This window comes from Burkholderia sp. MSMB1826 (assembly GCF_001526325.1).
In the GTDB taxonomy this organism is placed as follows: Bacteria; Pseudomonadota; Gammaproteobacteria; order Burkholderiales; family Burkholderiaceae; genus Burkholderia.
Window position 1 is genome coordinate 107,064 of sequence record NZ_LOYN01000043.1, and the last position, 22,302, is coordinate 129,365.

The window sequence follows — 22,302 nt, forward strand, 5'->3', positions numbered from 1 at the left end:
GCGAGCGCGGCCCGGTGCAATTGCGCGGCTCAGTGCCGCGACGGCAGCGACAGGCGCTTTTCGTACCAGCGCTGTACCCATTCGAGAATCTGGCACAGGATCCAGTACACGGCCGCGGCGGCGAGATAGAGCGGCAGCGGCTGATAGGTCGCCGCGATCACTTCCTGCGCGCTGCGCAGCAGTTCGGTCACGGTGATCACCGACACGAGCGACGTGTCCTTGATCAGGCTGATCAGGCTGTTCGACAGGCTCGGCACCGCGATGCGCAGCGCCTGCGGGCCGATCACGTAGCGCAGCGTCTGCCCCCACGACAGCCCGAGGCTGTACGCGGCGAGCCACTGGCCGCGCGCGATCCCGTTGATCGCGCCGCGCATGCTTTCAGACATGTAGGCCGCGACGTTCGCGGACAGCGCGATCACGCCGGCCGGCGTCGGGTCGAGCGAGATGCCGAGGCTCGGCAGCCCGTAATAGATGACGAAGATCTGCACGAGCAGCGGCGTGCCGCGCATCAGGCTCACGTACGCGCGCGCCAGCCACGCGAGCGCGTTGACCCAGATGCGCTCGAAGCCGTCGAGCGCTTCGCTTTGCCGGATGCCCATCATCGCGAGCACGACGGCGCCAAGCAGGCCGAACACCATCGACAGCACGGCGAACTTGACGGTCAGTACGGCACCCTGGGCGAGCACCGGCAGCGATTGGACGAGCAGGGACGTTGTCGACATGGAATACGAAGCGAATGCGTGCGCGAAAGCGCAATCATAAACCGGACCGATAAAACAAAGGGCGGCATCGTTGCGGATGCCGCCCTTTCCGGCCCGCCGTCGGGCGGGAAATGCAGGCGTGCTTACTTGATCGGTTTCGTCACGTCGATGCCGAACCACTTGTCGGAGATCTTCGTGAACGTGCCGTCGGCCTCGAGTTGCGCCATCGCGTCGTCGATCGCCTTCTGGAACTTCGGGTTGCCCTTCTTGAACGGGATGCCCGACGGGTTCGCCGAGCCGACGTTCGCGCCCGGGCGCAACGGCAGATCGGAATTCTTCGTCAGGTACGCGAGCATCAGGCGGTCGTTGAGCGCCGCGTCGAGGCGGCCGGCCGCGAGATCGCGCAGGTACTCGGGCGCGCCCGGGTACGTCTTCACGTCGATGCCCGGCACCGATTTCGCCATGTCCATGTAGTTCGTGCCGAGCGCGACGCCGAGCTTCTTGCCCTTCAGGTCTTCCAGCGACTTGAACTGGCGCGCGTCGTCCTTGCGCTGGATCAGTTGCGCGGACGAGTACGTGTACGCCGGCGAGAAGTCGAGCGTTTCCTTGCGCTTGTCGGTGATGCCGACCTGGTTGGCGATCACGTCGAACTTGCCGGCCTGCAGGCCCGCGATGATGCCGCTCCATTCGGTCGTCACGAATTCGGCCTTCACGCCGAGCTTCGCCGCGACGGCCTTCGCGATGTCGACGTCGAAGCCGACGAGCTCGCCTTGCGGGCTCTTCGAGTTGAACGGCGGGAACGTGCCTTCGAGGCCGACCCGCAGCGTGCCGCGTTGCTTGACCTGATCGAGGAGGTCGGCCGCATGCGCGGTTGCCGCAGCGAACGACGTGCCGATCACGCCGGCAACCAGCAGCTTCTTCAGCAGCGAAAATTTCATCGTGAGTGTCCTTGCCCTGTCCGGGTCAATGAGTCGGATAGTGAGGTCGATGATAGCAAAAACGCTATCGATATCTAAATATCGTTTGCTTATGACTATATTACGCGCTGCGTTCGCGGGCAATCGCCTTCACGCACTCCGACACGAGTGCCGGGCCGCGATAGATGAAGCCGGTATAGAGCTGGACGAGCGCCGCGCCGGCCGCCAGCTTCGCACGCGCGTCCTCGCCCGAAAAAATGCCGCCGACGCCGATGATCGGCACGTCGTTGCCGACTTCCGCGTGCAGCTTGCGGATCACTTCGTTCGACGCATCGAACACCGGGCGGCCCGACAGGCCGCCGGCTTCGTCCGCGTGCGGCAGGCCCTGGACGGCCGCGCGCGACAGCGTCGTATTGGTGGCGATGACCGCTTCGATCTTGTGGCGCAGCAGCGTGTCGCCGATTTCCTTGACCTGTTCGTCGTCGAGGTCGGGCGCGATCTTCAGCGCGAGCGGCACGAGCTTGCCGTGCAGGTCGGCGAGGCGCTGCTGCTTGTCCTTCAGCGCGGCGAGCAGCGCATCGAGTTCGCCCGCGCCCTGCAACTGGCGCAGGTTCTTGGTGTTCGGTGACGAGATGTTGATCGTCACGTAGCTCGCGAACGGGTACACGCGCTCGAGGCAGTACAGATAATCCTCGGCCGCGCGCTCGATCGGCGTGTCGGCGTTCTTGCCGATGTTCAGGCCGAGGATGCCGCGGTAGCGGGCGGCCTGGACGTTCTTCACGAACTGGTCGACGCCGTGGTTGTTGAAGCCCATCCGGTTGATCAGTGCTTCGGCCTGCGGCAGCCGGAACATCCGCGGGCGCGGATTGCCGGGCTGCGGGCGCGGCGTGACCGTGCCGACCTCGATGAAGCCGAAACCGAGCGCCGCGAGGCCGTCGATGGCCGCGCCATCCTTGTCGAGGCCGGCCGCGAGGCCGACCGGATTGCGGAACGTGAGCCCCATCACGGTGCGTGGCGCGTCGGGCACGCGGGCCGACAGCGCGCAGGCGAGGCCCGTGCGGCCGGCCGCGCCGAGCGCGCGCAGCGTAAGGTGGTGAGCGTCTTCCGCATCCATTTTGAACAGGGATGCGCGGGCCAGCGGGTAGAGGGAACTGAACACGGGAATGGGGCGGGCAGCCGAAATGAATGACAACCCGCTATTTTACCGGGAGTTGCACGGTACGGGCGTGCTTCGCTCCGTAGCCGCCGCGCCGCGCGTCAGCCCGTGCCCGAATGTCCGCCCGGCAACGGCGCGCGCGCGAGCGCCGCGTCGACGGGCGGCAGGTCGACCCGTTCGGGGTCGAGCGCCTTCCAGCGTCCGTCGATCAGGCCTTCGAGCGGATGGAAGTTCGCCTTGTAGGCCATCTTCGGACTCTCGCGGATCCAGTAGCCGAGGTACACGTAGGGCAGCCCGAGGCTCTTCGCCTGTTCGATCTGCCACAGGATGTTGTAGGTGCCGTAGCTCGTGTGCCGCTCGTCGGGCTCGAAGAACGTGTACACCGACGACAGCCCGTCGCCGAGGATGTCGATCATGCTGACCATCCGCAGCTTGCCGGGTTCGCCGCCTGGTGCGTCGAGGTCGCGGAATTCGACGAGGCGCGAATTGATCCGGCTTTGCAGCAGGAACTGTTCGTACTGGTCGCGGCTGTCGCGATCCATGCCGCCGCCCGCGTGGCGCGCGGACTGGTAGCGCATGTAGAGCGCGTAATGCTCTTCGTCGTAGTGCAGCGGCGAGACCGTCGCGACCAGCGCGCGGTGCCGCTTCCACATCCTGCGCTGCGTGCGCGTCGGCACGAACTTGCCGGCCGGCACGCGCACCGGCACGCATGCGCGGCAGCCGTCGCAGTACGGGCGGTACGTGAAGACGCCCGAGCGGCGGAAGCCGGCCTTCACGAGTTCGGTGTAGATGTCGGAATTGATCAGGTGGCTCGGCGTCGCGACTTGCGAGCGTGCGATGCGGCCGTCCAGATAGCTGCACGGATAGGGCGCCGTTGCATAGAATTGCAGCGCCGAAAGCGGTGAAAGCGGCAGCTCAGTCGGGTGAGTCATGGGCAGCTCTCGATGCAGGGAAGGAGTGCCGCGCTAGCGCTCGGTCCCGGAGGGCGCCGCCGTTTCGGCGGGGCTCGTCAGCGCGGCGAGCACGCGCTTGTCGAACTGCCACGGAATCGGCGGTTCGGCTACCGCGCGGCGCACGTGAGCGACAAAGGCCTTGCGTGCGATCTCGCGGCCGCCGAGCGACGCTAGATGCGACGTATTCTGCTGGCAGTCTATCATTTCCAGCCCGTGCTCGCGAAGGTGCGCGACGAGCGCGGCCAGCGCGATTTTCGACGCATCGGTCACGTCCGCATACATCGACTCGCCGAAAAACATCCGGCCGAACGAGACGCCGTAGAGGCCGCCGACGCGGCGCCCGCCGTGCCACGTCTCGATGCTGTGCGCGTTGCCGGTGCGGTAGAGCGACGTATAGGCGTCGATGATCTCGGCGGTGATCCAGGTGCCGCGCTGCCCGCGGCGCGGCGCCTGCGCGCACGCGCGCATCACGCCGGGAAAGTCGTGATCGACGCGCACCTCCCATTCCGGCTCGCGCAGCACGCGCTTGAGCGTCTTGCGCAGCGACGGCGCGACCTTGAATTCGGCCGGCACGAGGATCATGCGCGGGTCCGGGCTCCACCACAGCACCGGCTGGCCGTCCGAATACCACGGGAAGATGCCGCGCAGGTAGGCGTCGATGAGGCGCGACGGCAGCAGGTCGGCGCTCGCGGCGAGCAGCCCGGGAGCGCCGGTCGCGGGGCCGAGCGCGCGTTCGATGGACGGAAACGGATCGTCCGGACCGAGCCAGGGAACCATGGGTGCGGGGCTCAGCCGTTGCGCAGCGAGCGGAAGATATCGCCGGTGTGCACGCCGTAATCGCCGGCGGCGCGATCGGCGAAGAAGAAGCGCAGCGTCTGGCTGACGGTCGGGAACGCGATCTCGTCCCACGGGATGTCGGCTTCGTCGAACAGTTTGACTTCGAGGCTTTCCTCGCCGGCTTCGAAACCCGGATCGGTGAGCCGCGCAAGGTAGAACAGGTGGACCTGGTGCACGTGCGGCACGTTGAGCAGCGTGAACAGGTTCTGCACCTCGACGCGCGCGCCGGCTTCCTCGAGCGTTTCGCGCGCGGCGGCCTCCGCGGTCGTTTCGCCCATTTCCATGAAACCCGCCGGCAGCGTCCAGAATCCGTAGCGCGGTTCGATCGCGCGGCGGCACAGCAGGATCTGGTCGCCCCAGACCGGGACCGTGCCGACGACGTTGCGCGGATTCTGATAGTGGATCGTGCCGCAGTGATCGCAGACGAAGCGCTCGCGGTTGTCGCCAGGAGGAATGCGCGCAAGGACTTCGTGACCGCAGACGGAGCAGAATTTCATGTCGAGTGGAAGGGACGAGTTGATGCGAGTGTATCACCGGGCCGCGGCATTCTCGAACGCCCACGCATGCCGCGGCGTGTCGCGCGAAACGGCGCTCGCGTGCGCGACGCCCGGACGCGCAAAAACAAAAAGCCCGGCGCGAAGCCGGGCTTTTTGCGAAATTCTGGACGGTTGGTTGCGGGGGTAGGATTTGAACCTACGACCTTCGGGTTATGAGCCCGACGAGCTGCCAGACTGCTCCACCCCGCGTCCGTCGAAGAAATAGATTATATGGGCTATCCAGAATGCGTGCAAGTGTTTTCTGATGGCCGGGTGGCGGGCGCCGGTGGGGCCGGTACGGGGAGGCACGTGCGCTAGAATCGAGCGGTTTGTGTCGTCATCCCGGCAGCGGCCCTGCGCGATCGCATCGGCGCCGTTGCGACTCTCACTACTGCATCGACGGATTCATGGACATCGCTCACGATCTGCAATCGATCGGCGCGCAGGAACAGGCGCTCGTGTTTCCCCATTTCGACCCGGCCCGCGCATGGGCGCTCGGCAACCGCATGCATGCGCTCGCGACGTCGCGCGGTCATGCGATCGCGATCGACGTCGTCACGTTCGGCCAGCCGCTGTTTTACGCGGCGCTCGCCGGCGCGACGCCCGACAACGCCGACTGGGTGCGCCGCAAGCGCAACGTCGTCGCGCATTTTCGCCGCAGCTCGTACGCGATCGGCCTGCGCATGCAGCAGGCCGGCGCGACGCTCGCGGACAAGCACGGGTTGCCGGTCGCGGAGTACGCGTCGCACGGCGGTTCGTTTCCGCTGACCGTCGCCGGCGCCGGTGTGATCGGCTCGATCACGGCGTCCGGGCTGCCGCAGCGCGCGGACCACGAGTTCGTCGTCGAGGCGCTGTGTGCCGAGCTCGGTCACGACTATGCGGTACTGGCCCTCGCAAGGAGCTGAGCGATGCAACTGCCCGGTTACGCATGGCTCGCGATCGCGATCGTCGCGGAAGTGATCGGCACGTCCGCGCTGCGCGCGGCGGACGGTTTCACGCGCTTGTGGCCGTCGGTGCTCGTCGTCGCCGGTTACGGCGTCGCGTTCTACTGCCTGTCGCTCACGTTGCGCACGATGCCCGTCGGCATCATCTATGCAGTCTGGTCGGGCGCCGGCATCGTGCTGATCACGCTCGTCGCGATGCTGCTCTATCGCCAGGTGCCGGACGTGCCGGCGGTGATCGGCCTCGGGCTGATCATCTCCGGCGTCGTGGTGCTGAACCTGTTTTCGAAGATGCAGGCGCACTGAGCGTGCGCCCGCCGTTTGCCGGATGACCTTCATGACCGATTCCACTTCCGCCGCCGTTTCCGCCGAATCCGCCCAGCCCGACGTGCGTGCGTATGTCGCGAACCGCATCGGCTTTCTCGAACTGAACCGGCCGAAGGCGTTGAATGCGCTGTCGGTCGGCATGATCCGGTTGATGCAGCAGGCGCTCGACACGTGGCGCGACGATCCCGACGTCATCGCGGTCGTCGTGCACAGCCCGCATCCGCGCGCATTCTGCGCGGGCGGCGACGTGCGCTTCTTCCACGACGCGTGGCAGCGCGGCGACCGCGATGCGGTCGACACGTTCTTCATCGAGGAATACACGCTCAACCATGCGATCTTCACGTATCCGAAGCCGTACATCGCGTTGATGCACGGCGTCGTGATGGGCGGCGGCATGGGGATTTCGCAGGCGGCGCGGCATACGGGCGGCCTGCGCGTCGTGACCGACTCGACGAAAATGGCGATGCCCGAAACGCGCATCGGTCTGTTCCCGGACGTCGGAATGAGCTGGTTCCTCGCGCGTACGCCCGGCGCGATCGGCCGTTATCTCGCGGTGACGGGCGCGACGCTCGACGCGGCCGGCGCGCTGTACGCGCAACTCGCCGACGTCTATCTGCCCGATGCCGCGCTGCCGGCGCTGCTCGACACGCTGCGCAGCGTGCGTCTCGACAGCGGTGCGCAGGCCGTCGCCTGCGTGACCGACGCGGCCGCCGCGCACAAGGTCGTGCCGACGCCGGACACGTCGGCGCTCGCCGACGCGCGCGCCGGGATCGACCGGCATTTCGCGCAGCCCGACCTCGACGCGATCCTCGCGTCGCTCGACGCCGAGCAGGATTGCGCGGCGGTCGACGGGTGGGTCGAGAAGGCGACCCACGCGATGCGCGAGCAGCTGTCGCCGCTGTCGATGGCCGTGTCGCTCGAAGTCGTCGAACGCGCGCGCGGCGCGACGATGGCCGATTGCCTGCGGCGCGATCTCGATCTCACGCGCTCGACCTTCGCGCGCGGCGACGTGATCGAAGGCGTGCGTGCGCTGATCGTCGACAAGGATCACAAGCCCGTGTGGCGTTTCAAGTCGGCCGCCGACGTCGACCGTGCCGACGTGCTCGCGATGTTCGACAGCCCGTGGACGGCCGACACGCATCCGCTGCGCAAGCTGAAAGACTGACGTCGATGGGGCCGGCGCGTGCGGCCGATCGACGCGCGACGCAGAAACGGAAAGGCCGCGTGCATGTGCGCGCGGCCTTTTTCATGGACGTCGGCCGGTCCGGGCCAGACGGGCGTGTCGTTCGCGCCGGCGTTATTCGTCGCCCGCGTCGTCCGACATGAACGCGCGCATGAACACGAGCGCGCCGAAGCCCCACACCGCGTTCGCAGCGAAGCCGGCCGCGAGCACGGGCATCATGTTGCCCGACGGCCAGATGCCGCGCAGGGGATCGATCGCGAACACGCGGGCGGCCGTCAGCACGATACCGCCGAACACGAGCGCGCCGACCCACGATGCTTCGCGTTCCGGCGAGACGCGCAACAACCACGCCATCGGAATCGCACAGCACGCGCTGATCAGCGCATTCGCGACAAATTCAGGAATGCCGAGCGGCGCGAACGGTTGTGTCGAGAAGCCGGTCGCGGCGATCAGGTCGGCCGTGTGAAGGAGGGCGAGGGTGGCCTCGCGGAAGAACAGAGCGGCCAGGAAGCCGGACAGGAAGGGCAGGATGACTTTCTGCATCGATGAGCGCACCGCGGGCGCGCACGGCGGGGGCCGGACGCGCGGAGTTATTCGGATAGGTGCGTCATTATAGGGCCCCGCCGCGGCGATATTCGCTCCAGCGTCGTGCTAATCACGAAAGCGGAAAACCTAAGCTCAAAAAAATCGTTCCAAAGCCCTGTACCGATCCCTAGACTGATTTCCCGGAAACAGCCGTGCGATCGCGTCCTCGCCCGCTGCACGGCCTGACCGGCGAGCCATCCCGATTCGAATGCGCACCATGCATGCGTCGCTCATCCACGACGCGAGCAGGGCGACGTTTTTTCAAATTTCGGCAGTGACAGTCAAGCAGGAGCAGCAGATGAATGTGTTCTGGTTTATCCCCACGCATGGCGACAGCCGCTATCTCGGCACGGCCGAAGGCGCACGTGCCGCGGACTACGATTACTTCAAGCAGGTCGCCGTGGCGGCGGACACGCTCGGCTACGACGGCGTGCTGCTGCCGACCGGTCGTTCCTGCGAGGATGCGTGGGTCGTCGCGTCGAGCCTCATTCCGGCCACGCAGCGCCTGAAGTTCCTGGTCGCCGTGCGCCCGGGCATCGCTTCGCCGGGGTTGGCCGCGCGGATGGCCGCGACGTTCGACCGCCTGTCGGGCGGCCGCCTGCTGATCAACGTCGTCACGGGCGGCGATGCGGCCGAGCTCGAAGGCGACGGTCTCTTCGCCGATCACGACACGCGCTACGAGATCACCGACGATTTCCTGAACATCTGGCGCGGGCTGCTGACCGCGTCGCACGACAACGACGGATTCGACTACATCGGCAAGCACCTGCAGTCGAAAGGCGGCAAGGCGCTGTATCCGCCCGTGCAGCACCCGCATCCGCCGCTGTGGTTCGGCGGCTCGTCGCCGGCCGCTCACGCGATTGCCGCCGATCACATCGATACCTACCTGACCTGGGGCGAGCCGCCCGAGGCCGTCGCGAAGAAGATCGCCGACATCCGCGCCCGTGCCGACGCGCGCGGCCGCAAGATCAAGTTCGGCATCCGCCTGCACGTGATCGTGCGCGAGACCGAGGACGAGGCGTGGCGTGACGCCGAGCGGCTGATCAGCCGGCTCGACGACGACACGATCGCGCGTGCGCAGAAGGCGTTCGCGAACATGGATTCGGAAGGCCAGCGCCGGATGGCCGCGCTGCACGGCGGCAAGCGCGGCGGCCGCGAGACGCTCGAGGTCTATCCGAACCTGTGGGCCGGTGTGGGACTCGTGCGCGGCGGCGCCGGCACGGCGCTCGTCGGCAATCCCGAGCAGGTCGCCGAACGCATGCGCGAATACGCGGATCTCGGCATCGAGACGTTCATCCTGTCCGGCTATCCGCACCTCGAGGAGTCGTATCGCTTCGCGGAGCTCGTGTTCCCGCTGATCAAGGGCAAGGGCGTCGAGAAGGCGGCCGGCCCGCTGTCGGGGCCGTTCGGCGAGATCGTCGGCAACAACTATCTGCCGAAGACGAGCCAGAGCTGAGCGAACGGAGGCTTGCGATGACAACGAAAACGTCGACGACGGGTGTCGCCGTGGCCGCCCGCGCATGGCGCGGCGTCGCGCCGTGGCTCGTGCCGCTCGCGTTGCTGGTGGCGTGGGAAGTCGGTGCGCGCACCGGCTGGCTGTCGACCCGCGTGCTGCCCGAGCCGGTGGCGGTCGTGCGCGCGGCATGGTCGCTCGTGACGTCGGGCGAAATGTGGGCGAACGTGAAAGTGAGCACGTGGCGCGCGCTGTTCGGCTTCGCGATCGGCGGCGGCGTCGGCCTCGCGCTGGGGCTGGCGACCGGGCTGTCGAAAGCCGCCGAGGTCGCGCTCGACTCGACGATCCAGATGATCCGCAACATCCCGGCGCTCGCGATGATCCCGCTCGTGATCCTGTGGTTCGGCATCGACGAGAAGGCGAAGCTGTTCCTCGTCGCGCTCGGCGTGTTCTTCCCCGTCTACATCAATACCTATCACGGGATCCGTTCGGTCGACGCGAACCTGATCGAGATGGCGAAGAGCTACGGCGTGCGCGGTTTCGCGCTGTACCGCGACGTGATCCTGCCCGGCGCGTTGCCGTCGATCCTCGTCGGCGTGCGCTTCGCGCTCGGGCTGATGTGGGTGATGCTGATCGTCGCGGAGACGATCTCCGCGCAGTCGGGCATCGGCTACATGACGATGAACGCACGTGAATTCCTGCAAACCGACGTGGTGGTGGTCGGCATCCTGCTGTACGCGGTGCTTGGCAAGTTGGCCGACGTGCTGGCGAAATGGCTCGAACGCGTGACGCTGCGCTGGCACCCCGCTTATCAATCAGGAGCAAAGGCATGAATGCGACGACTTCGGCGGCCGCCTACGGCCCGCTCGCCGGCGCAGACCTGGAGGCCGAGCTGGCGCAGGCCCGCGTCGCGGACGGCGACGCGCGCGATGCGGCGATCCTCGAACGTGACGGCGGCGCATCGGTCGTGCCGCTCGCGCGGCGGCGCGCGGGCGGCCCGGCTCCCGACGATGCGGTCACGCTGTCGGGCGTCAGCAAGCGCTTCGGCGCCCGCACGGTACTCGACAACGTCGAGCTCGGCATCGCGCGCGGCAGCTTCGTCGCGATCGTCGGCCGCAGCGGCTGCGGGAAATCGACGCTGCTGCGTCTCGTCGCCGGGCTCGAGCAGCCGAGCAGCGGCGCGCTCGTGACGCGCGGCGAGGGCGGCGGCGTGCTCGATACGCGGATCATGTATCAGGATGCGCGCCTGCTGCCGTGGAAGACCGTGCTGCAGAACGTGATGCTGGGCCTCGGCCGCGGTGCGCGCGACCAGGCCCGCGCGGTGCTCGACGAAGTCGGGCTGCTGGAACGCGCGAACGACTGGCCCGCGCAATTGTCGGGGGGGCAGCGGCAGCGCGTCGCACTGGCCCGCGCGCTCGTGCACCGGCCGCAACTGCTGCTGCTCGACGAGCCGCTCGGCGCACTCGATGCGCTTACCCGCATCGAAATGCATGCGCTGATCGAGCGCCTGTGGCGCGAGCACCGGTTCACCGCGCTGCTCGTCACGCACGACGTGCAGGAGGCCGTTGCGCTCGGCGACCGCATCCTGCTGATCGAGCAGGGGCGCGTGGCGCTCGACCAGTCGGTGCCGCTCGAGCGGCCGCGTGCCCGTGCGTCGGCCGCATTCGCGGCGCTGGAGGATCGCGTGCTGAAGCGCGTGCTCGCCGGCGGCCCCGGCACGGCCGATCAAGATGCGGAGCAGGAAGCAGACGAGGTTCGACCGGTCGGGCAGATCCGCTGGGCCGTTTAATTCCGGGCGGCTCCGGCCGCCCGTTCTGAGACTTTTTTCTTCGGAGCGATCATCCCGATGAGCATCACTGCAATCAACGTACGGAACCAGTTCAAGGGCAAGGTCAAGGAGATCATTCGCGGGTCCGTGGTTTCCGAAGTCGACGTCGAGACGCCGTTCGGCATCGTCACGTCGGTGATCACCACCCGTTCGGTGGACGAACTCGAACTGAAGGTCGGCGCCGAAGTCGTCGCGCTCGTGAAGTCGACGGAAGTGTCGATCGCGCGCCTCTGAGCGCGTGCGTCGCGCATCGGTGCGGCGCTGCGGGGTGGGCGACGTGCCCGGTGGCGCCGCATTTGCATCCGCGCAGCGCGTTTGCCTCGGTATTCGACTCCCGGACGAAGTGCTAGGATGGAACGACACCGATGCCGGAGGCGAACGCATGACCCCCATCCTTTCCCCCGAAGCCATCGAGGCGCTGAAATGGATCGACCAGTTCGGCGACAGCCGGCCGGTTCCCCCCGTGTTCGACGATGTCGTCCATGCGTTGCTGAATGACGGGCTGATCTATCTGGCGGCGGCCGACCGGGTCGATCTGACGGCCGATGGCCGGTCTTTCTTGTCCGACGAATACGATTGAGCGCGCGGCGCCGGCCGCTCGGGCGGTCTGGCGCGGCGTCGTCACGGAGCGTGCGATGGAACCGAGAGGCAGCGACCTCGGCGATTTCAGCGAGCCGTACCGCGGTTTCGAGATCGAGGTGAAGACCGAGCAGGTCTGGGGCGGCGAGCATGCGCACTATCGCGTGCTGCAGGGCGAGGCCGTGCGGATCGACTGGCGGCCGATCAAGGTCGACGGGATGCTGCTGACCGAGCGGCGCGTGATCGAGCGCGTGCTCGACGAGGCACGCCGGGCGGTCGATGCGGAGCTGGGCGACGGCTAGCGCACGCGTCGGGCGGGGGCGGTCAGGATTGCGGTAAAATATCCGGTTGTTTCCGCGCCGTCTGGCCTGTACCCGATTCCATGTCCGTTCCGTCCTCGCTTCCTCCCCGCCGTGTATCCGTCGCGCCGATGCTCGACTGGACCGACCGTCATTGCCGGTCGTTTCACCGCACGCTGACGCGCAACACGTGGCTGTATACGGAGATGATCACGACGGGCGCGCTGTTGTTCGGCGACGCCCAGCGGCATCTTGCGTTCACGCCGAGCGAATCGCCGATCGCGCTGCAACTGGGCGGCAGCGAGCGGGACGATCTCGCGCGTGCGGCGAAGCTCGGCGAGCAATGGGGCTACGACGAAATCAACTTGAATTGCGGGTGTCCGTCCGAGCGCGTGCAGCGCGGCGCGTTCGGCGCATGCCTGATGAACGAGCCGCAACTCGTTGCCGACTGCGTGAAGGCGATGTGCGATGCGGTGTCGGTGCCGGTGACGGTCAAGCACCGGATCGGTGTCGATGCGGTCGAGGACTACGCGTTCGTGCGCGACTTCGTCGGCACGGTGGCCGAGGCCGGTTGCGAGACGTTCGTCGTGCATGCCCGCAACGCGATCCTGAAGGGGTTGTCGCCGAAGGAGAATCGCGAGATCCCGCCGCTCAAGTACGACTATGCGTATCGGTTGAAGCGCGATTTTCCGTCGCTGGAGATCGTGATCAACGGCGGCATCACGACGCTCGATGAAGTCGAGCAGCATCTCGAGCACGTCGATGGCGTGATGCTCGGCCGCGAGGCCTATCACAACCCGTACGTGCTGGCGGAGGTCGATGCGCGCTTTTACGGATCGAGCGCAGCGGTGCCGACGCGCGAAGAGGCCGAGGCGCAACTGATCGCGTATTGCGCGGCCGAGCTGAAGCGCGGCACCTACCTCGGCGCGATCGTGCGGCACGCACTCGGGCTGTATCGCGGCATGCCGGGCGCGCGTGGCTGGCGTCGTGTGCTGTCGGACAACAAGAAGCTCGCGCGCGGCGATCTGGCCGTGTTCGACGAGGCACGTGCGCATCTGAACGAAGCCGAAGAAATTTTTGAAAAAAAGGCTTTGCAAGATTCAAAAGTGTTCGTATAATCTTGTTCTTCGCTGCTGAAACAAAACAGCGAAACGAAGCAAGCAGTATCAGTGGTGGCTGTAGCTCAGTTGGTAGAGTCCAGGATTGTGATTCCTGTCGTCGTGGGTTCGAGTCCCATCAGCCACCCCAACGAATTCAAGCAAAAAGCCCGGTTCATTGAACCGGGCTTTTTGCTTTCTGGCGTTCGGACACAGCCGCGGTGTGTTTTGGTCACGGCGTCTTTAACGAAGTGGCGCGCCGTATTCAATGAATCAACCGCGATACCCTCTCGGCCTCGCGCTTCAAAAGACCGATAGCGCTAAAGCGCACTGCGCGACAGCAGCATCAGGCGCATGAAAGCGGACGCCCTATACGCAAGACAATCGAATGCCGTAGCGATGAATTCGACGGTTACGAAATCATCGTCGCGTTCGTGCAGCCGGCAGTCGGCGGCACGTGGATGGCGAACGTTCGAGTTCGCACAAACGGAATCGAGTCGCCTCGGCGATATGACTTCGATGCCGAATATCAGACCGTCGCGCGAAGCGAGGCGGGCGGGAGTCGAAATCGGGTGTGCGATCGTGCGTGGTATCGACCGATCGCACCGCTTGTCTGGTATCCCCGTTGTGGATGACGGACATGGCGACGAGACCGCGCGCGTACTTCATATCGCGTTTCCGTGTCGTTGCACCGACAACGGTTCGTATCAGTTTGCCCGCGACGCTTCCTTTCTGCCTAAGGTTCCTGCGCGCCGTGCCGTTATCTTGCCTGGACAGCCCTCGTGCCTCGAATGCTGATCCGTTTTCTTGCCTGCTCGCGTAAAACGCGAGCAGGCTTTTTTCGTTTACGGCGTTCGCAACCCGCCGATTGGCGGAATCGAACAGGGGCTTGGCGCAAACCGACAAAGCGCAACAGTCTTACACGCGTGTAATGTATGACCTTCCTCGTGCCCTCATGCTTTGCAGGGCCGTTCGATCCCGACGACCGGAGAAGGCGTCGGGATTTTTTTTGCCGCGTGCCGACCTTCCGACGACGAGCCCCTGCGAAATGCCTCCCGCAAAGCACGGTATATTTTGCGACGACACATGCCGATCGAGAGAACGAGCACGAGGAGTTGCTACCGATGCCGGACACCCGGACCACACTGCGCGCCGCGACGGCGCACGACGCGAACCACATTGCTCGCCTGCACACGCTGAGCTGGCAAACCGCTTATAGCCACATCCTTCCGGCCACCTATCTGTCCGACGAGGCGCCGACCGAGCATGCGATTCGTTGGCGCAAGTATTTCGATCGCAACGCGCGCGACTGGGGCTTCGTGCTGATCGCCGAATCGAATGGCGAGCCGGTCGGCTTCGTCAGTGCCGAGCGCCCCGTCGATCCGGCGCTGGGTGTGTTGCTTGACTGCCTGCACGTTCATCCGTCGCATCATGGCGGCGGCACGGGCAAGCGCATGATCGAAGCGGTTCGCGCATGGGCGCGGTCGATCGGCGTGGACAAGGTCCATCTGCAGGTGCTGGAGGGCAACGTGCGTGCGATCGGGTTCTACGAACACAACGGCTGGCAATTGGCCGGTGTCGAAACGAGCCGCATCGGCCGGACGGAAGTGGTCGACCGGATTTATGCGATCCAGGCTTGAACGCGTTGCCGGCGTCGGCGTGCCACGCACGCGCGTGCAGCCGCGGTCGGCCCGCTACGGCATCGCGGCCGGTGAAATCCGAACGGACTGCGCGATCATTCGCCGCAATACCGGACAAGCAAATCGGCTTCGGTTTCGTGGATTTCGACAGGCAAGATCGTCGCACCGGCATAGGCGAGATAGCGCGCACGATGCTGGCCGTTACGGAACGACGCGACGCCGATTTTCGACAGGCCGGGAATGCCGAGCAGCGTTCGCGTTCTCATCTCGCGAAACGTGATGAACGGCATGTCCGGAATCCGGTCCCGGTCCGGATCGAGGAATTCGCGAATGCCCGCGGCCTTGCCGGGTGCCCAATACTGAACCGACGGCAGCACATAGTCGGTGGTGTCGCGGTCGGCGCAGGTCAGCAGTTTCTTCAAGTCGACCGTCACGACCCGATGTCGAGAGTCGTCGGACGAAAATACCCGCTTGAGGTGCGTGTAGGCATAGGGCGCGTGCCCGGGAAGCTGGACGATCCAGACATCTACGCCGCCTTGTCGTGCGTGAGCGAGCGTCATTGATTTCCCCTGGTGGCGCAAGCGGCCCTCGTGATTCGAGTTTAGCAGCGCGGACGGCTGTACAGCAGTTCGATACCAAAAATAGGAAAATGGAGCGACTTACGGCTCAATCGACAAAAAGAATGGGAACGATCATGGGTTGACGATCCATATCGACAGGTTGCGAGAATATCGCAATACTGCCGGCGAGAATGAAACCCTGCGCGAAATTCACGCAAGATTCACACGGTGTCGCGAAGCACGCCGGACATCGTGAAAAATGAGAGAGCGCATTGAGCGAAGAAGCCATGTCGTCGAAACTCGAGATCGAATATCTGGATTACTGCTTCACGGCGACGCTCGAAATCGCCGAGTCCGGCCGTACCGTCGTCGTCGACAGGCAACTCGAATCCGAGGTGCGAAGCAAGACACTCGCGTGGATCGTATTCGATCGTTTTCTCGAGCGAAACGATTTCGCCGACGAGGCGGACGCGCGCGCCAATATCGTTGACTGGCTGGAGCGGCTTGCCGAATCGAGGCCCGTCGCATCGACCGAGATTGCGAAGATGAGCGCGGTGGCAACCGGCGCGGTGGCGGCAGATTCGTCGACAGCCGACATCGTCGGCGGCGCTGCTATTGAAATCGTCAGCAATCTCGACTGGATCGATCTGGTTGCCGACTGGTTTTCCAACGGCTCGTTGTAGCGACGAACTCGTATTTTCATGACGCAGATCATTGCGCACAAGAAATTCCGCACGAAAAAACGAGGCGGAAATCGCATCGTGCGAAAAAATAGAATAATCCTGCTTTGACAATACTTGCGATTTACTGGAAGCTGCGCCTTTGGGCCTGAAAAAGCGACTTGATTAAAAAATAAAACGCCGAGATGAAAAGGCAAACGTTGTCTCTCGGCTTTTCGTTGACGAGGGCGGCAAGCAGTGCGTCGCGCTTGAATCATGACGGTATTCGCCGGCACGCGAGCATGCCGGTTGTCGTCGCGTTGTCACTAAAGGGTGAGTTGCCGCACAGACCGCCGCGCGACCCGAGATCACAATTTGACCGGTTGACCGTTCTTCCCCGGCCCGGTCAACCATTTCCCCGCTCGCTCGCGCAGGAGCGGGGGCTTTTTGCCCCCCGACGCCGGAAAGTTGCGTCGGCGGATCCGGACAGGCGTTCGGCGGACTGCGCGACGGCACGCGTTCGCACTCCGACATCCGTTCGCCCGATCCGTACGAATTGCTTTCCTCGTGCCTGAGCGAACCCTCAGGCCCATCGCCGGTTTTTGCCGGCGATGCCTTGATCCCGGCAGCGCGCAACAACGCTGCCGGGATGTTTTTTGTCGCATGCGTGACGTCGCATCGCGCGCCGCTCAGCCCGCCTGTTCGACGCTGGTTTCCCATCCATCGTAATTGCCGCCGAGTGCGCGCACCTCGCGATTGAGCGCGATCGTATGGCGCGTGATATCGGCGAGGGCCATCGTCCCTTCGTGCGAAAACCGCACCGCCGACTTGCCGTCTTCGGTCGGCGCGACCGATTCGACCGGATAGCCTTTCGCTTCGGCCCAGTCCGCGAACTGGTGTGCGTCGCTCGGGTCGGGGAAGTACGCCCAGTGCATCACGCGCCGGCTCACGTCGGGGACGTCGCCTTGCTGCCGCAGCGCCTCCAGCGTGCGCATGTCGCGCATGATCTGCCAGTCGTCGTCGGTCGGGTAGAGCGTCTGCCAGTACGTCGTCTTGTCCGGGTCGTCCTGATGGGCGTACTGAAGCGCATAGGTCGTCTGGTCGGCCAGCGAGTCGACGATCTCCGCGGCCGCCGCTTCGTCGAACGGCACGTAGAAAAGAAAATCGCGGTTGCCGTCGACGGTGATGCGGCCGACTTGCACGCCGTCCTTCGCGGCGATCGCGGCGTCGAGCAGGTCCTCGATCTTTGCGAGATCGGCGAATTCGTCGCCGGTCGGCAGACCGTCGGGCGACGGATGCGCGAAGGGAACGCGCACGCTGAGCAGCGACGTGCGCGGATCGCCATCCGCGATTTCCGCAAAGTCGTGGTTGAAGCTGATGAAAGCCTGATGGTCGCCCATTCTGGCAGGGAAGGTTCCCCAGGCGTCGCTCATGTGTTTCTCCCGTACACGATTGTCTGTTGACGGATGCAAAGCGTCCCAATGTATCATCGAAAATCGCGTTGGCCGGAGCCGCGCAGATGATCGCGGGCCGTGCACGCCGCGCAGGCGAGGTCCGGGCCGTTCGCAGCCCGCAGCATGCATGCGGCGGGCCGCAAGAACTCAAAGGAGATGCCGATGTCGACGTTCGCGGTGAATGGTGTCCGAATCGATCCGCGCAGCGCGCGCGTGACGCACGTGCGCTGGGCGGCCGTGAACCCGGTCGATCGTTCGTGGGCGGCGGCGCCCAGCGAGGCCCCGGTGGCGGACGTGGCGCGCGCACTCGCGTCCGGCAGCGATGTCCGCGCGATCTTCTCGGCATCGGACACCACTGCAATCGGGCCCAGGCTGAAGCGCGTGCTGTATCGCGACGCGTCCGAAGGCATCGAGCTCGACATCGATGCAACCAGCGAGTCGCGCACGTTGCGCGATCTGCCGCAAATCTGACTGCGAGCCGGTCCCCGAAACGAATCGCGCGAACGCGCCCATGACCATGCCCAGATCCGCCATCGCCTCGCTGGCATTCGCGCTTTGTTCGGCGCTTGCCGCCTGTCAGACCGCGTCAGGGCCGTCGCCCCTGCAACCGTCGCCCGAGACCGCGTCGGCGACCGTCCCCGCGTCTTCGCCGCCGGCCGCGCCGATCCGCGGCATGGGCCCCGCGCCTCATCTGGCGGGGCAGAGCCACTGGGCCGTCGGTCAATGCACGACCAACGGCACGGTCAAGGTATGCAATTGACCGACGTCGGCGCAATCGCGCGTGATTCGCGCAAACGTGACCGGAATCCCGGCATGTCGCCCGCGTCGCTGGCGCGGCGGCCGTCGACACGGGCCAGCGTGCAATGAACATACGCGAAACGACGGATTCCGGCTGGCACGTCGATCCCGTCGCGGGAACGGTCACCGGCTCGTTACCGATCACGCTGGCAGTCGACGGCCGAAGCCTGAAAAGCAGGGCGATCGCGTGCGCGGGGCTGGCTGCGGCGAGCCTGTGCGGTTATGTGGCCGCCCCGACGCTCTGGCCGGTGGGGGCGCTGGCCGCGCTGCTGGGGCTGTCCAGCGCCGCGTTGTTCGTCTCGTCGCGGCGCAAGATGGCGCTGCAGATCGACGAGACGGGCTTCCGGCTGATCGGTTCCGCCCGCGAAAAGCCTGTCACGCGGTGGCGTGACGTCACGGAATTCCGGATCGTCCGCGTCGCCGGTCATCATTACATCGGCTATCAGTTCTCCGTTCATTCGTCGCGCACGAAGGTGCCGGGTGGCGTGATGCTGCCGATCGCCCGGTTCGTCGATCTTCCGCTCGACGCGGTGGCCGAGTTGCTGGAGGCCTGCCGCCGCCGGTTCGGCGAGCCGGACGAGCAGGCTGCGCGAACCGGCTGACGAGGCCGGGCGCCCGGTGCGCCGGTGGCTCGGCCAAACAAAAAAATTCCGTATGTCGTGTCGATTTCCGTGGGAGTCGTCCGTCGTAGCATCGGAGGCGTGCGCATCGTGCGTCCGTCCCGATTTTCGATACGACAACCGACTGAAGGAGCGACACCATGTCCACGCCCGTCAAGCCGATCCCGGAAGGGATGCGCACGCTGACCCCGCATCTGATCTGTGCAGGCGCGGCCGCAGCCATCGACTTCTACACGCGTGCATTCGGCGCGACCGAACAGTTTCGCCTCGCGATGCCCGACGGCCGGCTCGCGCATGCGTGCCTTGCGATCGGCGATTCGACGCTGATGCTGGTGGATGAAATGCCCGAGCACGGTGCGCTGGGCCCGAAGGCGCTGAAAGGCACGCCCGTCTGTCTGCATCTGTACGTGCCGGACACCGATGCAGCGATCGCGAAGGCGGTCGAGGCCGGTGCGACGATCACGATTCCCGCCGCCGACATGTTCTGGGGCGATCGTTACGGGCAGGTCGAGGATCCGTTCGGGCATCGCTGGTCGCTGGCGACGCATCAGCGCGACCTGACGCCCGAGCAGATCGCGGACGCAATGGCTAGTGCGCCGCCGTGCGGAAGCTGAACCGACGTCCCGGCACGACCGCGGCCGAGCGACGGCGCGGCAGCCGGATTGCGCCACGCCGGCCCGGCTCGTTCGCGGTCATGCGCCGGCCGTCTTGCCGCGCTGCTTGTGTTCGTACATCCGGCGATCGGCCGATGCGAGCAGGTCGGCGACGGTGCGATGGCGTGCGGGATCGTAGGCAACGTGTCCGACGCTGAAACGGATCGCGTAGCCGCGAGCATCGGCGGCATTGCGCTGCGCGAGCGCCTGCGTCACGCGTTCGACGGGCTCGGCGACGTCGGCCGGATCGGTGGCGCTCAACAGCGCGACGAACTCGTCGCCGCCGAGTCGCGCGATGACGTCGCTGTCGCGCAGCGCGTCCGTCAACGTTTCGGCGAACGCCTTCAGCGCGCGATCGCCTTCGGCATGGCCGAAGCGATCGTTGATCGCCTTGAAATCGTTCAGGTCGAAGAACAGCAGCACGGCGTGACGGCCGACGCGATCGCACAGGCTCAGCACATGGCGGGCGAGAATCTCGAAGCCGCGCCGGTTCGTCAACTGGGTGAGCTCGTCGGTGGTCGCGAAATGCAGTGCGGCGATCTCGCGCTCGGTCATGTGGGCGAGGTCGCCGAGGAGTGCGAGTTCGTCGGGTTCGAGCGAGCGGGGCCGCGTGTCGATCAGGCATAGCGTGCCGATGGGGGCGCCGTTCGGTGCGGTGAGCGGCCGGCCCGCGTAGAAGCGGATGCCGGGCATGCCGGTGACGAGGGGGTTGTCGTGGAAGCGATCGTCGTTCAGTGCATCCTGGATCACCATCGTATCGCCCGCGAGCAGCGCATGCGCGCAGAACGACACGTCGCGCGGCGTCTGCGTGGCGTCGAGTCCCGCATGACTCTTGAACCACTGGCGATTCTCGTCGACGAGGCTGACGAGGGCGATCGGTACGTCGAACAGCCGTCGCGCGAGACGCGTCAGGCGGTCGAAGCGTTCTTCGGGCGGTGTATCGAGGATCGAGAGCGAACGAAGCGTATCGAGCCGGGCCGCCTCGTCGGTCGGTTTCGGTGCGATTTGCATGGGCCTTGTCTCTTGTCCCGGCCGTCGGGCCGGTCATGGATCATACGTCGAGCAAGTATCGCGCATTCCTCGATGCATCGCCACGCTGCCCGTCTTGCGGCTGCGGCGGCCGGCCGCGTGAGTGCCGGCGAAGATGCCGTGAGAAGCGGGTGTCATCGGCCCGTGTTTCGTTCCGATACGGAGTCCCACAAGCGATACCTCAAGGTGTGCGTCGCGATGCCGTAAACAGGACGAGTCCAATCGTTCATCGCATCCCATCGCACCATGGTTCGAATTCTGTACGCGGGCTATCTCGCGTTTGCGCTGTATCTCCTTTACCCGCTGGTTCAGAACACGCTGATGTTCAGCACCGGATGCGTGCGCAGCGTGCTGCCGATGGACGAGCACGGCTTGCCGGCGAATTCGGCGAGCGATGCGGACGGGCACGCGAACCGCTGCGTGTCGGGCGCGCATGCCGGCGCAGCGACCGGGCGGTTGCCCGAAATCCATTGAACGTGGCGGCGTCGTGCGTGATGGGCGCTTCGTGAGCCGGCATGCTGGCCATCTGGCCGAATTGAACATCGCGCGATGCTCGCCGATCATCTGTCACGCGGCGGCAAAATTGCGAACGGTCGAGCGCCGGGCGAACGCGCGTGTCGCGCGTCAGTAGCTGGAGCGGTACGGCGTGCCCTGGTCGAAGCGGCTTTGCCAGTGCGTGAGGTAGCGCGACGCGAGTTGCGGATTGTTCCAGACCACGACGACGTTCTCGGAATTGCGGCTGGCCGCCGACGCGCTGTAGTTGAACGAACCCGTTTCGACGTGCTCGGCGTCGATCACGAGGTACTTGTCGTGATGGATCGCATAGGCGTCGATCGTGCGCGTCGGGATGCCCGCGTTGACGAGCAGGTTCAGCGCCTGCTTGCTGCTCTTCGCGCGGTTGCCCTTGTCGTCGACGACCACCGCGACATTCACGCCGCGGCGCTTGGCGGCAAGCAGTGCGCGCGCGACGGGCGGCGACGTGAACGAGTAGGCGGCGACCCGGATCGAGCTGCGCGCCGCCCCGATCGCTTTCAGCACGAGCGCTTCGGCGCCGCCGTCGGGCGAGAACGCCGATTCGACGACCTGCGTCGCGGGTGCTTCGTGAGTGGGGGCCGGCAACCATCGCGACACGAGATCGATCGCTTGCTGGAGCAGCGATTCGCTTTGCGTCTTGCCGAAGGCGGCGAAGGGTGTGGCGAGCAGGGAAGCGGCGAGACAGGCGGCAGCGAGGCGATTGCGCGACAACATCTTGGACAGCGAATAATTTCGAGACAGCGGGCCGTGAGTGTAACGCACGCGTGGCGGCCCGGTCACGTACGGATGCGAAGCGAGGGGCCGCGCGGTGATCGGCAGGGGCGGTGAGGGTGACGCGAAGTTGCGTTGTGCAACTCGTGTATGCGAGCGGGGCGGTCAACGGACAGTGGTCAACGGACAGCGGACAGCGCCGGCGATGGCATGCGATTGCATTCGCCGTTGCAGGATACGCGTGTGCGAACA

28 protein-coding genes and 2 tRNA genes are annotated in these 22,302 nt (G+C 65.7%); 18 read left to right on the top strand and 12 right to left on the bottom strand.

Annotation, left to right across the window (positions count from 1 at the left end; all coding sequences use genetic code 11):
- Positions 1-29 precede the first annotated feature (29 nt).
- The 7 genes from WS95_RS24200 to WS95_RS24230 all read right to left on the bottom strand — a co-directional run bounded on the left by WS95_RS24200 (position 30) and on the right by WS95_RS24230 (position 5,310).
- Positions 30-722 carry an amino acid ABC transporter permease gene (locus WS95_RS24200; RefSeq protein ID WP_006484207.1) on the bottom strand — a complete coding sequence of 231 codons (693 nt, stop codon included), beginning with the start codon at positions 720-722 and terminating at the stop codon, positions 30-32.
- 122 nt (positions 723-844) lie between these two features.
- On the bottom strand, positions 845-1,639 hold the full coding sequence (locus WS95_RS24205) for a cystine ABC transporter substrate-binding protein (RefSeq protein ID WP_059826579.1): 795 nt from the start codon (positions 1,637-1,639) through the stop codon (positions 845-847).
- Positions 1,640-1,739: 100 nt separating this feature from the next.
- Positions 1,740-2,777 (bottom strand): quinone-dependent dihydroorotate dehydrogenase, encoded by a 1,038-nt coding sequence (locus tag WS95_RS24210; RefSeq protein WP_027807358.1) that lies wholly within the window; start codon positions 2,775-2,777, stop codon positions 1,740-1,742.
- Between the two features lie 98 nt (positions 2,778-2,875).
- A complete protein-coding gene (locus WS95_RS24215; RefSeq protein WP_034207170.1) occupies positions 2,876-3,706 on the bottom strand; it encodes an arginyltransferase in 831 nt (276 codons plus the stop codon).
- A gap of 33 nt (positions 3,707-3,739) precedes the next feature.
- A complete protein-coding gene (gene aat / locus WS95_RS24220) occupies positions 3,740-4,504 on the bottom strand; it encodes a leucyl/phenylalanyl-tRNA--protein transferase (RefSeq protein ID WP_059785558.1) in 765 nt (254 codons plus the stop codon).
- Positions 4,505-4,515: 11 nt separating this feature from the next.
- Positions 4,516-5,061, bottom strand: coding sequence for an NUDIX hydrolase (locus WS95_RS24225; RefSeq protein ID WP_006476111.1), 546 nt, complete (start codon positions 5,059-5,061; stop codon positions 4,516-4,518).
- A gap of 172 nt (positions 5,062-5,233) precedes the next feature.
- Positions 5,234-5,310, bottom strand: a tRNA-Met gene (locus tag WS95_RS24230).
- A 197-nt stretch (positions 5,311-5,507) separates the two neighbouring features.
- Here WS95_RS24230 and WS95_RS24235 point away from each other — a divergent pair.
- From WS95_RS24235 to WS95_RS24245, 3 genes are read left to right on the top strand one after another with little or no spacing between them, the layout of a single operon-like run.
- Positions 5,508-6,005, top strand: coding sequence for a heme-degrading domain-containing protein (locus WS95_RS24235; protein WP_059826581.1), 498 nt, complete (start codon positions 5,508-5,510; stop codon positions 6,003-6,005).
- A gap of 9 nt (positions 6,006-6,014) precedes the next feature.
- Entirely contained in the window at positions 6,015-6,347 is a 333-nt protein-coding gene (locus tag WS95_RS24240) for a DMT family transporter (protein WP_373557168.1), read from the top strand.
- Between the two features lie 31 nt (positions 6,348-6,378).
- Entirely contained in the window at positions 6,379-7,533 is a 1,155-nt protein-coding gene (locus WS95_RS24245; RefSeq protein WP_059826769.1) for an enoyl-CoA hydratase/isomerase family protein, read from the top strand.
- 132 nt (positions 7,534-7,665) lie between these two features.
- Here the strand turns inward: WS95_RS24245 and WS95_RS24250 are convergent, their stop codons facing one another.
- Positions 7,666-8,094: a hypothetical protein gene (locus tag WS95_RS24250; RefSeq protein ID WP_034207173.1), complete on the bottom strand. Its 429-nt coding sequence runs from the start codon at positions 8,092-8,094 to the stop codon at positions 7,666-7,668.
- A 340-nt stretch (positions 8,095-8,434) separates the two neighbouring features.
- Between WS95_RS24250 and ssuD the strand changes: the two genes are divergently transcribed.
- From ssuD to WS95_RS24295, 9 genes are all read left to right on the top strand, one after another.
- On the top strand, positions 8,435-9,592 hold the full coding sequence (gene ssuD / locus WS95_RS24255; protein WP_059826770.1) for an FMNH2-dependent alkanesulfonate monooxygenase: 1,158 nt from the start codon (positions 8,435-8,437) through the stop codon (positions 9,590-9,592).
- A 17-nt stretch (positions 9,593-9,609) separates the two neighbouring features.
- A complete protein-coding gene (gene ssuC / locus WS95_RS24260) occupies positions 9,610-10,422 on the top strand; it encodes an aliphatic sulfonate ABC transporter permease SsuC (RefSeq protein WP_059785563.1) in 813 nt (270 codons plus the stop codon).
- On the top strand, positions 10,419-11,378 hold the full coding sequence (locus WS95_RS24265; RefSeq protein WP_059826584.1) for an ATP-binding cassette domain-containing protein: 960 nt from the start codon (positions 10,419-10,421) through the stop codon (positions 11,376-11,378). The genes ssuC and WS95_RS24265 overlap by 4 nt, the downstream gene beginning before the upstream one ends.
- A 57-nt stretch (positions 11,379-11,435) precedes the next feature.
- A complete protein-coding gene (locus WS95_RS24270) occupies positions 11,436-11,651 on the top strand; it encodes a TOBE domain-containing protein (protein WP_006476104.1) in 216 nt (71 codons plus the stop codon).
- A gap of 148 nt (positions 11,652-11,799) precedes the next feature.
- Positions 11,800-11,997, top strand: a complete 198-nt coding sequence (locus WS95_RS24275) for a hypothetical protein (protein ID WP_034207176.1) — start codon at positions 11,800-11,802, stop codon at positions 11,995-11,997.
- Positions 11,998-12,052: 55 nt separating this feature from the next.
- Positions 12,053-12,298 carry a hypothetical protein gene (locus WS95_RS24280; protein WP_059826585.1) on the top strand — a complete coding sequence of 82 codons (246 nt, stop codon included), beginning with the start codon at positions 12,053-12,055 and terminating at the stop codon, positions 12,296-12,298.
- A gap of 128 nt (positions 12,299-12,426) precedes the next feature.
- Positions 12,427-13,413: a tRNA dihydrouridine(20/20a) synthase DusA gene (gene dusA / locus WS95_RS24285; protein WP_034207178.1), complete on the top strand. Its 987-nt coding sequence runs from the start codon at positions 12,427-12,429 to the stop codon at positions 13,411-13,413.
- 54 nt (positions 13,414-13,467) lie between these two features.
- Positions 13,468-13,543: transfer RNA gene (locus tag WS95_RS24290), tRNA-His, on the top strand.
- A 973-nt stretch (positions 13,544-14,516) separates the two neighbouring features.
- Entirely contained in the window at positions 14,517-15,032 is a 516-nt protein-coding gene (locus WS95_RS24295) for a GNAT family N-acetyltransferase (RefSeq protein ID WP_034207228.1), read from the top strand.
- Positions 15,033-15,127: 95 nt separating this feature from the next.
- Here the strand turns inward: WS95_RS24295 and WS95_RS24300 are convergent, their stop codons facing one another.
- On the bottom strand, positions 15,128-15,592 hold the full coding sequence (locus tag WS95_RS24300) for a plasmid fertility inhibition factor family protein (RefSeq protein ID WP_059785576.1): 465 nt from the start codon (positions 15,590-15,592) through the stop codon (positions 15,128-15,130).
- A gap of 287 nt (positions 15,593-15,879) precedes the next feature.
- Between WS95_RS24300 and WS95_RS24305 the strand changes: the two genes are divergently transcribed.
- Positions 15,880-16,275, top strand: coding sequence for a hypothetical protein (locus tag WS95_RS24305; protein ID WP_059826588.1), 396 nt, complete (start codon positions 15,880-15,882; stop codon positions 16,273-16,275).
- 665 nt (positions 16,276-16,940) lie between these two features.
- Here WS95_RS24305 and WS95_RS24310 read toward each other — a convergent pair.
- Positions 16,941-17,684, bottom strand: coding sequence for a DUF695 domain-containing protein (locus WS95_RS24310; RefSeq protein WP_034207230.1), 744 nt, complete (start codon positions 17,682-17,684; stop codon positions 16,941-16,943).
- A gap of 183 nt (positions 17,685-17,867) precedes the next feature.
- Here WS95_RS24310 and WS95_RS24315 point away from each other — a divergent pair, with 183 nt between their 5' ends.
- From WS95_RS24315 to WS95_RS24325, 4 genes are all read left to right on the top strand, one after another.
- A complete protein-coding gene (locus tag WS95_RS24315) occupies positions 17,868-18,176 on the top strand; it encodes a hypothetical protein (protein WP_034207896.1) in 309 nt (102 codons plus the stop codon).
- 40 nt (positions 18,177-18,216) lie between these two features.
- A complete protein-coding gene (locus tag WS95_RS36055; protein WP_082747008.1) occupies positions 18,217-18,465 on the top strand; it encodes a hypothetical protein in 249 nt (82 codons plus the stop codon).
- Positions 18,466-18,568: 103 nt separating this feature from the next.
- Positions 18,569-19,105 carry a hypothetical protein gene (locus tag WS95_RS24320; protein WP_034207231.1) on the top strand — a complete coding sequence of 179 codons (537 nt, stop codon included), beginning with the start codon at positions 18,569-18,571 and terminating at the stop codon, positions 19,103-19,105.
- 158 nt (positions 19,106-19,263) lie between these two features.
- A complete protein-coding gene (locus WS95_RS24325; RefSeq protein ID WP_034207232.1) occupies positions 19,264-19,737 on the top strand; it encodes a VOC family protein in 474 nt (157 codons plus the stop codon).
- 78 nt (positions 19,738-19,815) lie between these two features.
- On the opposite strand, the gene WS95_RS24330 is transcribed toward WS95_RS24325, so the two are convergent.
- The gene (locus tag WS95_RS24330) at positions 19,816-20,787 is read right to left on the bottom strand and encodes a GGDEF domain-containing protein (RefSeq protein ID WP_059785594.1); all 972 of its coding nucleotides are present in this window, start codon (positions 20,785-20,787) and stop codon (positions 19,816-19,818) included.
- Between the two features lie 264 nt (positions 20,788-21,051).
- Between WS95_RS24330 and WS95_RS24335 the strand changes: the two genes are divergently transcribed.
- Positions 21,052-21,279, top strand: coding sequence for a hypothetical protein (locus WS95_RS24335; RefSeq protein ID WP_059785598.1), 228 nt, complete (start codon positions 21,052-21,054; stop codon positions 21,277-21,279).
- 150 nt (positions 21,280-21,429) lie between these two features.
- Here WS95_RS24335 and WS95_RS24340 read toward each other — a convergent pair whose 3' ends face one another.
- Positions 21,430-22,053, bottom strand: a complete 624-nt coding sequence (locus WS95_RS24340) for a phospholipase D family nuclease (RefSeq protein WP_027784365.1) — start codon at positions 22,051-22,053, stop codon at positions 21,430-21,432.
- Positions 22,054-22,302 lie beyond the last annotated feature (249 nt).

Coding starts and splice junctions, on each gene's coding strand:
- WS95_RS24270 (WP_006476104.1), top strand. CDS start 11,436: ATGAGCATCACTGCAATCAACGTACGGAACCAGTTCAAGGGCAAGGTC.
- ssuD (WP_059826770.1), top strand. CDS start 8,435: ATGAATGTGTTCTGGTTTATCCCCACGCATGGCGACAGCCGCTATCTC.
- WS95_RS24280 (WP_059826585.1), top strand. CDS start 12,053: ATGGAACCGAGAGGCAGCGACCTCGGCGATTTCAGCGAGCCGTACCGC.
- ssuC (WP_059785563.1), top strand. CDS start 9,610: ATGACAACGAAAACGTCGACGACGGGTGTCGCCGTGGCCGCCCGCGCA.
- WS95_RS24325 (WP_034207232.1), top strand. CDS start 19,264: ATGTCCACGCCCGTCAAGCCGATCCCGGAAGGGATGCGCACGCTGACC.
- WS95_RS24295 (WP_034207228.1), top strand. CDS start 14,517: ATGCCGGACACCCGGACCACACTGCGCGCCGCGACGGCGCACGACGCG.
- WS95_RS24225 (WP_006476111.1), bottom strand. CDS start 5,061: ATGAAATTCTGCTCCGTCTGCGGTCACGAAGTCCTTGCGCGCATTCCT.
- WS95_RS24275 (WP_034207176.1), top strand. CDS start 11,800: ATGACCCCCATCCTTTCCCCCGAAGCCATCGAGGCGCTGAAATGGATC.
- WS95_RS24250 (WP_034207173.1), bottom strand. CDS start 8,094: ATGCAGAAAGTCATCCTGCCCTTCCTGTCCGGCTTCCTGGCCGCTCTG.
- WS95_RS24335 (WP_059785598.1), top strand. CDS start 21,052: ATGGTTCGAATTCTGTACGCGGGCTATCTCGCGTTTGCGCTGTATCTC.
- WS95_RS24215 (WP_034207170.1), bottom strand. CDS start 3,706: ATGACTCACCCGACTGAGCTGCCGCTTTCACCGCTTTCGGCGCTGCAA.
- WS95_RS24310 (WP_034207230.1), bottom strand. CDS start 17,684: ATGAGCGACGCCTGGGGAACCTTCCCTGCCAGAATGGGCGACCATCAG.
- WS95_RS24305 (WP_059826588.1), top strand. CDS start 15,880: ATGTCGTCGAAACTCGAGATCGAATATCTGGATTACTGCTTCACGGCG.
- WS95_RS36055 (WP_082747008.1), top strand. CDS start 18,217: ATGACCATGCCCAGATCCGCCATCGCCTCGCTGGCATTCGCGCTTTGT.
- WS95_RS24200 (WP_006484207.1), bottom strand. CDS start 722: ATGTCGACAACGTCCCTGCTCGTCCAATCGCTGCCGGTGCTCGCCCAG.
- WS95_RS24205 (WP_059826579.1), bottom strand. CDS start 1,639: ATGAAATTTTCGCTGCTGAAGAAGCTGCTGGTTGCCGGCGTGATCGGC.
- dusA (WP_034207178.1), top strand. CDS start 12,427: ATGCTCGACTGGACCGACCGTCATTGCCGGTCGTTTCACCGCACGCTG.
- WS95_RS24315 (WP_034207896.1), top strand. CDS start 17,868: ATGTCGACGTTCGCGGTGAATGGTGTCCGAATCGATCCGCGCAGCGCG.
- WS95_RS24265 (WP_059826584.1), top strand. CDS start 10,419: ATGAATGCGACGACTTCGGCGGCCGCCTACGGCCCGCTCGCCGGCGCA.
- WS95_RS24300 (WP_059785576.1), bottom strand. CDS start 15,592: ATGACGCTCGCTCACGCACGACAAGGCGGCGTAGATGTCTGGATCGTC.
- WS95_RS24245 (WP_059826769.1), top strand. CDS start 6,379: ATGACCGATTCCACTTCCGCCGCCGTTTCCGCCGAATCCGCCCAGCCC.
- WS95_RS24320 (WP_034207231.1), top strand. CDS start 18,569: ATGAACATACGCGAAACGACGGATTCCGGCTGGCACGTCGATCCCGTC.
- aat (WP_059785558.1), bottom strand. CDS start 4,504: ATGGTTCCCTGGCTCGGTCCGGACGATCCGTTTCCGTCCATCGAACGC.
- WS95_RS24330 (WP_059785594.1), bottom strand. CDS start 20,787: ATGCAAATCGCACCGAAACCGACCGACGAGGCGGCCCGGCTCGATACG.
- WS95_RS24235 (WP_059826581.1), top strand. CDS start 5,508: ATGGACATCGCTCACGATCTGCAATCGATCGGCGCGCAGGAACAGGCG.
- WS95_RS24340 (WP_027784365.1), bottom strand. CDS start 22,053: ATGTTGTCGCGCAATCGCCTCGCTGCCGCCTGTCTCGCCGCTTCCCTG.